At 64.0% G+C, this 12,304-nt stretch carries 12 protein-coding genes; 7 read left to right on the top strand and 5 right to left on the bottom strand.

The window, feature by feature from the left end:
• The 3 genes from IF809_RS36695 to IF809_RS36685 form a co-directional block, all read left to right on the top strand.
• The coding region (locus IF809_RS36695) for an AMP-binding protein (RefSeq protein WP_462839935.1) at window positions 1–1,041 on the top strand (1,041 nt) is incomplete at its 5' end.
• 149 nt (window positions 1,042–1,190) lie between these two features.
• Window positions 1,191–2,399: an ABC transporter substrate-binding protein gene (locus IF809_RS36690; protein ID WP_128967715.1), complete on the top strand. Its 1,209-nt coding sequence runs from the start codon at window positions 1,191–1,193 to the stop codon at window positions 2,397–2,399.
• A gap of 197 nt (window positions 2,400–2,596) precedes the next feature.
• The gene (locus IF809_RS36685; RefSeq protein ID WP_462839934.1) at window positions 2,597–3,451 is read left to right on the top strand and encodes a DUF1499 domain-containing protein; all 855 of its coding nucleotides are present in this window, start codon (window positions 2,597–2,599) and stop codon (window positions 3,449–3,451) included.
• A gap of 7 nt (window positions 3,452–3,458) precedes the next feature.
• Here the strand turns inward: IF809_RS36685 and IF809_RS36680 are convergent, their stop codons facing one another.
• The 4 genes from IF809_RS36680 to IF809_RS36665 form a co-directional block, all read right to left on the bottom strand.
• The gene (locus IF809_RS36680; RefSeq protein WP_462839933.1) at window positions 3,459–4,382 is read right to left on the bottom strand and encodes an MBL fold metallo-hydrolase; all 924 of its coding nucleotides are present in this window, start codon (window positions 4,380–4,382) and stop codon (window positions 3,459–3,461) included.
• Between the two features lie 163 nt (window positions 4,383–4,545).
• Window positions 4,546–5,760 carry an acyl-CoA dehydrogenase gene (locus tag IF809_RS36675; RefSeq protein WP_092298263.1) on the bottom strand — a complete coding sequence of 405 codons (1,215 nt, stop codon included), beginning with the start codon at window positions 5,758–5,760 and terminating at the stop codon, window positions 4,546–4,548.
• 83 nt (window positions 5,761–5,843) lie between these two features.
• A complete protein-coding gene (ribB, locus tag IF809_RS36670; RefSeq protein ID WP_128967719.1) occupies window positions 5,844–6,920 on the bottom strand; it encodes a 3,4-dihydroxy-2-butanone-4-phosphate synthase in 1,077 nt (358 codons plus the stop codon).
• A gap of 190 nt (window positions 6,921–7,110) precedes the next feature.
• A complete protein-coding gene (locus IF809_RS36665; protein WP_462839932.1) occupies window positions 7,111–8,841 on the bottom strand; it encodes a cation:proton antiporter domain-containing protein in 1,731 nt (576 codons plus the stop codon).
• A gap of 67 nt (window positions 8,842–8,908) precedes the next feature.
• Here IF809_RS36665 and IF809_RS36660 point away from each other — a divergent pair, with 67 nt between their 5' ends.
• Both IF809_RS36660 and IF809_RS36655 read left to right on the top strand, forming a co-directional pair.
• Window positions 8,909–9,436: a DUF3124 domain-containing protein gene (locus IF809_RS36660; protein ID WP_462839931.1), complete on the top strand. Its 528-nt coding sequence runs from the start codon at window positions 8,909–8,911 to the stop codon at window positions 9,434–9,436.
• Window positions 9,437–9,637: 201 nt separating this feature from the next.
• Window positions 9,638–10,870, top strand: a complete 1,233-nt coding sequence (locus tag IF809_RS36655) for an aminotransferase-like domain-containing protein (protein ID WP_462839930.1) — start codon at window positions 9,638–9,640, stop codon at window positions 10,868–10,870.
• Here the strand turns inward: IF809_RS36655 and IF809_RS36650 are convergent.
• Window positions 10,867–11,139, bottom strand: a complete 273-nt coding sequence (locus IF809_RS36650; protein WP_128969434.1) for a helix-turn-helix domain-containing protein — start codon at window positions 11,137–11,139, stop codon at window positions 10,867–10,869. The genes IF809_RS36655 and IF809_RS36650 overlap by 4 nt on opposite strands.
• A gap of 156 nt (window positions 11,140–11,295) precedes the next feature.
• Between IF809_RS36650 and IF809_RS36645 the strand changes: the two genes are divergently transcribed.
• Window positions 11,296–11,766 carry a hypothetical protein gene (locus tag IF809_RS36645; protein WP_453980024.1) on the top strand — a complete coding sequence of 157 codons (471 nt, stop codon included), beginning with the start codon at window positions 11,296–11,298 and terminating at the stop codon, window positions 11,764–11,766.
• Between the two features lie 88 nt (window positions 11,767–11,854).
• Window positions 11,855–12,070, top strand: coding sequence for a hypothetical protein (locus tag IF809_RS36640; protein WP_128967724.1), 216 nt, complete (start codon window positions 11,855–11,857; stop codon window positions 12,068–12,070).
• Window positions 12,071–12,304 lie beyond the last annotated feature (234 nt).

Below are 12,304 nucleotides of genomic sequence, written 5' to 3'. Positions count from 1 at the left end.
TATTCGCATCGGTCCAACGTGTTGCACGCGCTGATGGCCAACAATGTCGATGCGCTCGGCACCAGCGCGTCCGAGACAATGCTTCCGGTGGTGCCGCTGTTCCATGCTAACAGTTGGGGTATCGCCTTCTCCGCGCCCTCGCAGGGCACCAAGCTGGTGATGCCCGGACCCAAACTCGACGGCGCCTCGGTGTATGAGCTGCTCGCCACCGAGAAGGTGACGCACACCGCCGGCGTGCCGACGGTGTGGCTGATGCTGCTCCAGCACATGAGCGCCAACAATCTGAAGCTGCCGCACTTGAAGATGGTGATCTGCGGCGGTTCGGCGATGCCGCGCTCCATGATCAAGGCCTTCCTCGACATGGGCTCGAACGTCCGCCACGCCTGGGGCATGACGGAGATGAGCCCGATCGGCAGCGTCGCGGCGTTGAAGCCGCCGTTCAGTGATGCGACCGGCGATGCCAGGCTCGACGTCCTGCAGATGCAGGGCTACGCGCCCTTCGGCGTTGAAATGAAGATCACGGACGATGCCGGCGCGGAGCTGCCCTGGGACGGCAAGACCTTTGGCCGCCTGAAAGTCTCCGGCCCCGCTGTCGCCAAAGCCTATTACCGGGTCGACACCGAGATCCTCGATGAGGAGGGCTTCTTCGACACCGGCGACGTCGCAACGATCGACGAGGGCGGCTATATGCGGATCACCGACCGCTCCAAGGACGTGATCAAGTCAGGCGGCGAGTGGATCTCCTCGATTGATCTTGAAAATCTCGCGGTCGGCCATCCGGCCGTCGCGGAAGCCGCCGTGATCGGCGTCTTCCACCCCAAATGGGATGAGCGTCCGCTGCTGATCGTGCAGTTGAAACAGGGTCAGCAGGCAACGCGCGAGGACATCCTCAAATACATGGATGGCAAGATCGCCAAGTGGTGGATGCCCGACGACGTCGCCTTCGTCGAAGGCATCCCGCACACCGCGACCGGCAAGATCCTGAAGACTGCGTTGCGCGACCAGTTCAAGGAATATCGTTTCCCGAACGCGGCGGCGTAGAGCCCACGCACAGCAAGGTTGAATTCGGCCCCTGCCGTCGTGCAGGGGCCTTTTTCGTTCGCGGCCACGCGACCAAAGACCAATTGGAGCCGACCCGGCGCCTCCCTAACGTTGCGCCGCACTCCAAGCCAATAAGAGGAACGCTCAAGATGAAACAATTTGCGCTGCGAATGCTGCCGTGGCTGCTGGCTGCCTCGATGGCGGCCACCACCGCCGCAAAGGCGGCTGATAACAAGGTCGTGATCGGCGATATCGACGATATGTCCGGCCTCTACGCCGACGTGATCGGCCCTGGCGGTGTCGAAGCAGCCAAGATGGCGATCGAGGATTTCGGCGGCAGCGTCCTCGGCAACAAGATCGAATTCATGGTCTCGGACCACCAGAACAAGCCCGACCTCGGTGCGCAGAAATTCCGCGAATGGGCCGACCGCGATGGCGTCACCATGATCCTCGGCGGCTCGAACACTGGCGTCAGTCTGGCGATGAACAATGTCGCCAAGGAGAAGAAAATCCCCTTCATCGCGATCGGCGCCGCTGGTGCATCGCTGACCGGCAAGGACTGCACACCGTACACTGTGCACTACGTCTACGACACCACGGCGCTGGGCAACGGTACTGCCAAGACCATGGTCAAGCAGGGCGGCAAGACCTGGTTCTTCCTGACGGCAGACTATGCCTTCGGCACGCAGTTGCAGGACTCCGCCTCGAAGGTCGTCGAGGCCAATGGCGGCAAGGTGGTCGGCGCGGTGCGCGTGCCGCTTTCGACCTCCGACTTCTCCAGCTATCTGCTTCAGGCGCAAAACTCGGGTGCGCAAGTGCTGGGGCTCGCCAATGCCGGCAACGACTTCACGAACTCGATCAAGTCCGCCGACGAATTCGGCATCGGCAAGACGATGAAGCCGGCCGCGCTGCTCGCCTTCATCAGCGACGTCCACAGCCTCGGGCTGAAGACCGCGCAAGGCCTCTATCTCACCACCGGCTGGTACTGGGATCTCAACGACAAGACCCGCGCCTTCGCCAAGCGTTACTATGAGAAGACCAAGCGCGAGCCGACCATGAACCAGGCGGGCTACTATTCGGCCACCATGACTTATCTCAATGCGGTCAAGGCTGCCGGAACGACCGACGCTGACAAGGTGATGGCCGAGCTCAAGAAGATGAAAATCGACGACATGTTCACCAGCAACGGCAAGATCCGCGCCGACGGCCTTATGGAGCATGAGATGTACATCATGCAGGTGAAGAAGCCCGACGAATCCAAGCAGCCCTGGGACTACTACAAGCTGGTGCAGACCATGTCCGGCGAGGAGGCCTTCGGCAAGCTGTCGGACTCGGCCTGCCCGCTGGTCACGCACTGAAGCCTGGCCCGAAAATCAGGAGTTACATGAGAGGCGCACTTCGCAGTGCGCCTCTTTCTGCTGGCAGGCTGGCCCGGCCTTTCACGGGTTCAGAACAGGGGATAAACCGCTTCACAGGCCTGCGGAAAATGGGTTAGGTCAGCTTGCTCCCGTCGCCCGTGTCCTCAACCGGCGACTTACCTCGGTGATGGAACGACATGGCCCGCAGGTTTTCCGCTCCCTATCAGTCGGAGCCCGTGTCCAGCCTCGCCACCTGGGCGCGCAATCTTGCCGTGTTCGCGGTGGTGACGGTGGTGGTGTCGATCATCATCGTCCGTTTCGATTTCCTGGAGATGAAGCCGGCGCTGGCCACCTTCTTCGGCGGGCTTGCGATCGCCGGGCTGTCCATCCTGTTCGGCCTCGCCGGCTTTGCCGCCATCTGGCAAAACGGCTCGCGCGGTATGGCGCGCATCCTGCTCGCCTTCCTGATCGACGGGGCGATCCTCGCCTATCCCGCTTATCAGGCGCTGCTCTACCGCAAGCTGCCTCATATCTACGATATCACCACCGATCCGATCGATCCGCCGCGCTTCGATGCGCTGTCGCGCCTGCGCACCGGGGACGGGACCAACACCGCCGTTTATGCCGGGCTCTATTCGGCCGAGCAGCAGCGCCAGTTCTACCCCGACATCGAGCCGGTCGAACTCGAGATTCCTGTCGACCGCGCCTATGCGATCGCGCGCCAGCTGGTCATCAAGCGCAAATGGACCGTCATCGACGAGCGCGAGCCGCAGCCGCCGCGCCGCATCGGCCGCATCGAGGCGGTGGCGCGTACGCCAATCATGGGCCTCCGCGAGGACGTCTCGATCAGGGTCGCGCCTGACGGCGACGATTCCCGCGTCGATATCCGCTCTGCCTCGCGTTATTTCGATAGCGATCTCGGCAGCAATGCCGCGCGCGTGACCAAATTCATCGACGATCTCAACACCGCGGCCGATGCCGATGCGCTCAAGCCGTCGAAGAAGACCCCCGTGGCACCGCCGAAGGCGCCCGCGAAAACGGTGAAGAAGTAGCAGTGAGCTAGGCGCTCGCCATCCGGTATGTCCCGCCAATCACGGGGTCGCCGTCCGTGGCCACCACGCCGCGGGCGACCAGGTCTTCCAGATGGGCCAGCACGGAATAGCCCGCGGCCGTGGTCAGCCTCGGATCGATGCCGATATAGATGGCGCGCACCATGGTCGGAATGTCGGTCTCGCCCTTGGCGAGGCGGTGCAGGATCGAGGCCTCCCGCGCCTTGCGGTGGCGGATCAGGAAACGCACGAAGCGCTGTCCTTCGGGGATTTCCGGGCCGTGGCCGGAGAAATACACATCCTCCTCGCGTGCGGCGAGCCGGTCGAGCGAATCCATGTAGTCGATCATCGAGCCGTCGGGCGGCGCCACGATCGAGGTCGACCAGCCCATCACATGGTCGCCGACGAAGTTGAACTTTCGCTCGGGCCAGGCAAAGGCAAGGTGGTTGGCGGTGTGGCCGGGCGTGGCCACGGCCTCGAGCCGCCAGCCTGCGCCTTCGACGACATCGCCATGAGCGATCCTGATGTCGGGCACGAAGTCACGATCAGAGCCCGATTCCGGATTATGCTTCTCGCTCTCGAAGCGCGGCCGGGAGGCACGGTGCGGCCCCTCGGCGTACACAGGCGCGCCGGTCGCCTGCTTGATGCGCGCCGTGTTGGGCGAGTGATCGCGGTGGGTGTGGGTGACGAAGATATGGCTCACCGTCTCGCCGCGCACAGCATCCAGCAGCGCCGTAGCGTGCGCCGCGTCGTCCGGACCGGGATCGATGATCGCGACATTGCCCGTGCCGACGATGTAGCTGACCGTGCCCGTGAAGGTGAACGGGCTGGGGTTGTTGCAGAGCACGCGCCGCACGCCGGGACGGACTTCCTCGACGACGCCGGCCTTCAGCGGAAAGTTGCGGTTGAACGGGACGTCGTCGTTGTCGGACATGGCGTTTCCTGTAGCCGCACTCTCTGCTGTCATACCCCGCGAAGGCGGGGTATCCCGTACGCCGCGGCGCCGGTGACGAAGGCGATATCTCTGGAGTACTGGATCGCTCGCTTTCGCGGGCGATGACAGCGGAGCAAACTTGCCACAGCTAAGAAGGCCACGACTAGAAAAACGCCTGAATGCCCGTGATCGCGCGGCCCAGGATCAGGGCGTGGACGTCGTGAGTGCCCTCGTAGGTGTTGACCGTCTCGAGGTTATGGACGTGGCGCATCACGTGGTACTCGATCGATATGCCGTTGCCGCCGTGCATGTCGCGCGCGGTGCGGGCGATGTCGAGCGCCTTGCCGCAATTGTTGCGCTTCATGATCGAGATCATCTCGGGGGCGAACTTGCCTTCGTCCATCAGGCGGCCGACGCGAAGCGAGCCCTGCAGGCCGAGCGCGATCTCGGTCTCCATGTCGGCGAGCTTCTTCTGCACCAGCTGGGTCGCCGCGAGCGGCTTGCCGAACTGCTTGCGATCGAGCGTGTACTGGCGGGCGCGGTGCATGCAGTCCTCGGCAGCTCCTAGCGCGCCCCAGGAGATGCCGTAGCGGGCGCGGTTGAGGCAGCCGAAAGGGCCCTTGAGCCCGGAGACGTTGGGCAGCAATGCGCTTTCGGGCACCACGACGCCGTCCATCACGACCTCGCCGGTGATCGAGGCGCGAAGCGAGAGCTTGCCGCCGATCTTCGGCGCGGAGAGGCCCTTCATGCCCTTCTCCAGCACGAAGCCGCGGATCTGGTTGTCGTGCTCGGCCGACTTGGCCCAGACCACGAACACGTCGGCGATCGGCGCGTTCGAGATCCACATCTTGCTGCCGGTCAGGCGATAGCCGTCCGAGACCTTTTCCGCGCGGGTCTTCATGCCGGCCGGATCGGAGCCGGCGTCGGGCTCGGTCAGGCCGAAGCAGCCGACCCACTCGCCGCTGGCAAGCTTCGGCAGATATTTCTTGCGCTGGTTCTCGTCGCCATAGGCGTAGATCGGGTACATCACCAGCGAGGACTGCACCGAGTTCATGGAACGATAGCCGGAATCGACCCGCTCGATCTCGCGCGCGACGAGACCATAGGCCACGTAGCTCGCATTGGCGCAGCCATATTCCTCCGGCAGCGTGATGCCGATCAGGCCAAGCTCGCCCATCTCGTTGAAGATCTCGCGGTCGGTCTTCTCTTCGAGATAGGCCTTGGTGACGCGCGGCAGCAGCTTGTCCTGGGCGTAGGCGCGCGCCGTGTCGCGCACCATGCGCTCGTCTTCGGTCAGCTGCTCGTCGAGCAGGAACGGATCGTCCCACTGGAAGGATGCCGCAGCCGGCTTGTCCTTGGTCTGAGGGCGCACGCTCATGAAACGTCCTTTCGGGTCTGGTTCCGTCGAAGAATTGCCCGACAAACTAAAGCGCCGCGGCAACAAGTGCAATTACGTTGGCGCTAGCTTTCGAGCTGCTCGTTGGCGACGATCTCGATGCCGAAGCCCGACAGGCCCTTGTAGTCGTGCACCGACGAGGTGAGATGGCGGATCGAGGTGACGCCGAGATCGCGCAAGATCTGCGCGCCGACACCGACCTCGCGCCACTGGCGGTTGCGGTCCGCTTCCGTCGCCGTCTCGTCCGGCAGCGGCGACACGGGAACGCCGGCCGCGCCGTCGCGCAAGTACACCAGCACGCCGCGGCCGGACTTCTTGAAGTGTTCGAGCACCGCCGCCATGCGCTTGTGGCCCGTAAAGGTGTCCTTGACGATGTTGGGCTTGTGGAAACGGGTCAACACGTTCTTGCCGTCGCCGACGCCGTTGTAGACGAAGGCGACGTGGGCGATGGAATCGAACGGCGAGCGATAGGCATAGCCCTGCAGCGGGCCGATCGGGCTGTCGGTCGTGAAGGTCGAAACCCGCTCGATCAGCTTTTCGCGGGCCTGCCGGTAGGCGATCATGTCGGCGATGGTGACGTGCTTCAGCTTGTGTCTGGCGGCGAATTGGGACACCTGCTCGCCCTTCATCACGCTGCCGTCGTCGTTCATCAGTTCGCTGATGACGCCGACCGGCGGCAGGCCGGAAAGCTTGCAGAGATCGACCGCGGCCTCGGTATGGCCGGAGCGCAGCAGCACGCCGCCGTCCTTGGCGATCAGCGGGAAGATGTGGCCGGGCCGCGCGAAGTCGTTGGCGCCCGCATTGGGATTGGACAACGCCCGGCAGCAGGAGGCGCGCTCTTCGGCCGAGATGCCGGTGCCGCCATCCGGCTTGTAGTCGATCGAGACCGTGAACGCGGTGGTGTGGGCGGAATCGTTGTGCGCAACCATCGGATCGAGCCGCAGCCGGCGCGCATCCTCGGTGGTGATCGGCGCGCAGACGATGCCGGAGGTGTGGCGGATGATGAAGGCCATCTTTTCCGCCGTGCAGAATGAGGCGGCGACGATCAGGTCGCCCTCGCCCTCGCGATCCTCGTCGTCGGTCACCACGACGAGCTCGCCCCGGGCAAAGGCCTGCAAGACTTCCTGGACGGTATCGGGCATGTCCCAATCTCTATCGGTTATGGGCCGGAGGCTTCGCCGGACGCCTTAGCCGGACTTGAGCCCAAGCGCTAGTGTCCTGGATGCAACCGCATATGCCCAGAGGCCGCCTCCAGGCGAGCTTTGAGGCTTGCACCGAAGATACCGGCGATATAGGCGCGCCTCGCCTGGACGGAAGGCGGCTGCACGTCGTTCAGGGCAGCACTTCGCGGCGCTCGCTCAGCCGCTGGTCGAGTTCGGCACGCTTGTCGGCCAACAGGCCGGCCTGGGCGGCCTCGATCACCGTAAACAATTCATTGGCGTCGCTGAGCCGGGTCACGGTGACGTAGCTGGCGCCGGCCGCATAGAGCTCGCCGACGTCCGAGAGCAGATCGGCGGTCGCCACGATCATGGCCTTCGGGTTGAGGGTGCGGACGTGGCGGACCAGCTTCTCGTTGCTGGCGCCTTTCAGCAGCGCGTCCGGCACGCTGAGGATGATCATCTCGGACTTGCCGATCCCGGCATGGAGCAGCGTGTCGACGTTGCTGATGTCGCCATAGATCACGTGCAGGCCGCGCGAGAGCAGGGTCTGGTACACGACGGGGTTGAAGTCGATCACCGTGATCTGCTCCAGCAGCACCGGGGTCTGCCGTTCGATCTCGGCCAGCAGCGCGCTCGCCGCACGGAAAAAGCCGAGGATGACGATGCGGCGCGCCTCGCGGTGGCCGCCCTCCTGCCCCTCCTCGGCGTGGCCGTTGCCGTGGTCGAGATCGCGCAGGCCGATCCGCTTGAGCGGGCCGATGGCCCAGCGGGTGATCTCGTCGCTCCGGGTCATGACGAAGGTCGAAAGCACGGCCAGCACCACGAAGGCGAAGGAAGCCGCATTCGCCGTCTCCGGCGCGATATGAGTATCGGTGACGCCGGTCTGGATCACCACCAGCGAGAACTCGGAGATCTGCGCCAGGTTGATGGCGGGTAACAGGCTCGCACGCAGGCCCTGCTTCATGAGGTAGAGCGGCATGAAAGTGGTGACGAGGCGGCTCACCACCGTGAAGGCGGCGATCATCAGCGCCAGCCCGATCACGGAAAGTCCGGGGACGGGAATGGTCATCCCCAGCGCCACGAAGAACAGCGTGATGAAGAAGTCGCGCAGCGTCGTCACCTTGGCCGTGACGTCGAGCGCGTAAGGAAAGGTCGAGAGCGAGACGCCGGCAATCAGCGCGCCCATCTCGCGCGACAGCGAGAGCTGCTCGGCAGTCTCGGCGACCAGGAAGCACCAGGCGAGCGCGCCCAGCAGGATCAATTCGGGGCGGCGGGCGATCTGGTGGAACAGGCGCGGCAGCAGGTAGCGGCTCACCAGCAGCGCAGCCGCCACCAGCACCGCGACGCGGCCGATCGAGAGCAGGATGACACTCAACTGCAAATTGGCGAGGCTCGGCTGCACCGCCAGGAACAGGATGGCGAAAATGTCCTGGAGCACCAGCACGCCGAGCGTGATGCGGCCGGGCAAGGTATCGAGCTCGCGCTTCTCGTAGAGCACCTTGACGATGATAACGGTCGATGACAGCGCACAGGCAACGCAGAGATAGAGCGCATCGAAATGGCCGCCGCCGAGCGACAGACCGAGCCCTGCGAAGAACACGATGCCGAGCAGGCAGCCGCCGAGCAGCTGGCCGCCGGCCGCGAACAGGATCACCTTGCCGGCCCGCACAATCTTCTTCAGGTCGATCTCGAGCCCGATCATGAACAGCATGAAGATCAGGCCGAGCTCGGAGATGACGCTGATCGAGTCCTGCGACTTGACCCAGCCGGCGCCGAATGGACCTATGCAGAAGCCGGCGATAAGGTAGGCCAGGATCAGCGGTTGCCGGGAAAAATGGGCGAGCAAGCCCAGCATCCAGGCAAACAGAATACAGAGAGTGATGTCGCTAATGAGCTCGTGCATGGAACATCGGTCCGTTTTGCCGCACCCTAGAGACCGAGTGCAGCGCGGCAAGCGAGCAATTCGTCACATGCGGGCGAAGCTCGCCGCTGCATTGCTGCTATGCCCCCTCGCCTTCGCCGGCTCGGCGGCCGCACAGCCCAAAGCGAGCCTCGAGCAGACCTTCGCCGATTCGCTTCAGGCCGTGCCGAAGGAGGAGCTCGCTGTCTCCGGCGGCTTCTACGTGCCGGCCTATTCCAGCGTTGCGATGAGCCAGGGCAAGCTGCGGGTCGACTTTTCGGTGACGCTGAGTATCCACAACGCCTCGGAGACGCAACCGCTGGTGATCAGGCGCCTCGCCTATTTCAACACCGCGGGCAAGCAGGTCGAGAGCTATCTGAAAAATCCGGTCGCGCTGAAGCCGCTCGCCTCCATCTCGGTCTTCATTGCGACCGACGACGTGCGCGGCGGTACCGGCGCCAATTTCATCGTCGACTGGGCCGCGGCGAGCGAGATCGCCGAGCCTGTCGTCGAGGCCCTGATGGTTGGCGGCGTCGCCAATGCACATTACGCTTTCATCAGCCAGGGACGCCCGACCCGGACGGTGGGCGGGAAGTGACGCGGCCCGGACCGAAAACACGAAAACAACCCCATGCACAGTAGGCGGATCGGCAAGATCATTGGCATATCGGCCGCACGCGACGTTGATGCGGATTTTACGAATTTTGTTTGACGCGTCGGGCAAAACACTGGCATGATGGCATCATCGAAAAATCGTGGCGCCCTGCCCGCCGCCAAATAAAAACAACGAGGAACACCCATGACGTCCAGCTTCGATTTCGCGCCCCTGTTTCCCGCAGGGCTGCCGGCCCCCTCCGCGCGCTGGACGGGCCTCGCCAAATACAGCTTCGTCGGCGGCAACAACGATTCCGAGCAGGTGCCGCTCGATGAGCTGATCGAGGCGGCCAACCAGGTCCTGCGACGCGAGGGACGTTCGCTCGCCACCTACGGGCTGGCGCACGGCCCGCAGGGTTATCTGCCGGTGCGCGAATTCCTGGTGACGAAACTGAAGCGCGATGCCGGTATCGACTGCACGGTGGACGATCTCCTGATCGTCTCCGGCTCGCTCCAGGCGCTCGACCTCGTCAACAACACGCTGCTGGCTCGCGGCGACACCGTGATCGTCGAGCAGGAGACCTATCAGGGAGCTCTGCAGCGGCTGACGCGGCTGGGCGTCAACGCCGTCGGCATTCCGCTCGACGACGACGGCATGCGCATGGATGCGCTGGCCTCCACGCTCGCCGACCTCAAGGGCCGCGGCATCCGGCCGAAATACATCTACACCATTCCGACCGTGCAGAACCCGACGGGCAGCATCATGCCGGAGAGCCGCCGCGCGGAGTTGCTGCGGCTGTCAGCCGAATATGGTGTGCCCATCTTCGAGGACGATTGCTATGCGGACCTGGTCTGGTCGGGACACCGGCCGCCGGCGATCTACGCCATGAGCCACAATGGCGGCGTCATCCATATCGGCTCGTTCTCGAAGTCGATCGCGCCGGCGCTGCGCGTCGGCTTCATCGTCGCGCCCTGGGATGTGATGTCGCGGATGCTGGCGCTGAAGACGGACGCCGGCTCCGGCGCCCTGGAGCAGATGGTGCTCGCCAGCTATTGCCATCAGCATTTCGCAAGCCACGTGCCAGCGCTGACCAAGGCGCTGCGCACCAAGCTCGACACGCTGATGGAAGCTCTCGACGAGCAGTTCGGCACCGCGGCCGAGTTTAGAGAGCCTCAAGGCGGCATCTTCCTGTGGGTGAAGCTGCCCGACCAGGTCGATACGCTGAAGCTCTATCAGGCCGCGCTTGCCGCCGGTGTCTCGATCAATCCCGGGCCGGAATGGTCCACCAACAAGGGTTATTCAGGCTCGCGCCTGCGGCTGTGTTTTGCGAGCCCTTCGCATCAGCAGATCCGCGAGGGCGTCGCCGTCCTGGCGGAGGTCTGCCGCAAGGAGTTCGGCGTGCCCTCGCGTAGCGCCAATGTGGAAAAGCGAGCCTAGGCGGCCTGGGGCTGGCTGCCGTGGATCGCGGAGGCGAGCCGCAGCAGCAGCACGACCGAAACGTTGCCCTTGCCGGCTTCGATCTGGGCGATGTAGCGCTCTGAAATCCCGGAACGGCGGGCCAGCTCCCGGCGCGACAGCTCGCAGCGGGCGCGCGACGATCTCAACCGCTCGCCCAGCTCGGCCAGAAACACGGTCTCGGAATAAGGCGGCACGGCACAGCTCCCCGGCAGCACCTCGCCCGCGAAATCCATCACTTGATTCAGCATCGCTCTCACCACGTTCGCCTTCGGGAGCGCCATCTTACCCCCGAGGCGCCTGGCCTCATTGACGCGGATCAAATTCCCGCGCGATTGGCAGCTGCCGTGGACGACCGCGACGGGGATGCTACACTTGCAATTCCTCGAGGCGGGGCCTTTTGAAACATGACAGGTTGTTTGAGCCGCTGGACCGTGGCGGCGGTGCTTTGGATTGCGTTCACGTCCCTGGCGCGTGCCGAGACGCTCGCGGACACGATCGAGCAGTGGGGCCTGCTCGGCTCCTGGGCGGTCGATTGCGCCATCAGGCCCGACCGCGACAAGGGAGCCCTGCTCACTTACGAAATCCGGAAGGACGGAAGGGTGATGTACCGGCGCGATTTCGGCGAGATCAAAGACGAGAACGAGGTGGTGTCCGCCACCGTCAACGCGGAAGGCCTGCTCAACGTGATGGTCTACTTCCCGTCACTCCGGCAGACACGCGAATTCGGACTGATGCTGACCGAGAACGGCAGCCTGCGCGCGATCTACAATCGCGACGAGCGCGGCGCTTACACGATCAAGGACGGCAAGAACGTGAAAACCGGCGCACCGACACCTCCGCAGCAACGCTGCTATCAGCCATCGCCTCGAGCCTGAATATCCATTCAGAATTCTCTTCCCGTTCCCCGCGGAACGTTCATGCGAATGCGCGGTTTAAATCTGCATTCGATTGGAGGAGGACATCATGAAGAAGCTTGGTTATGTCGTTGCCGCTCTGGGTGCGCTCGCGGTTGCGGCGCCGACGCTGGCAAGTGCGGAGACCGTGATCGTCAAGCACGGCCATCACGGGCCGTACGGAGCCCGCGCCGAATTCCGCGAGCATCGCGACCATGGCTGGCATCGCGGCTGGCACCATCACGACCGCGTCGTGGTGATCAAGCGCCATCGCCACTGGGACTAATGCGCAACGCAAACTGGAAATGGCCCCTCGCGGGGCCATTTCCGTGTGTCCAGATGGGCGAAGACAATGAGGGGATGTACTCATCAATCCGCCCGTCCGCTCTGCGTCGAAGAGCGGACGAACAGCGGATAGCGATCTATTTCGGCGATGGGCCAGAGCACAAAGTCGCTGCGCTCCAGCCCGCTGCGCGGGTGCGAGAGCCGAGAGAACGGTAGTCGGTCGAGAGGATCCCAA

The sequence above is a fragment of the Bradyrhizobium sp. UFLA06-24 genome, assembly GCF_054967145.1.
The sequence above is the reverse complement of the archived record's forward strand: the minus strand, read 5'-3'. Positions and strand labels throughout refer to the sequence as shown.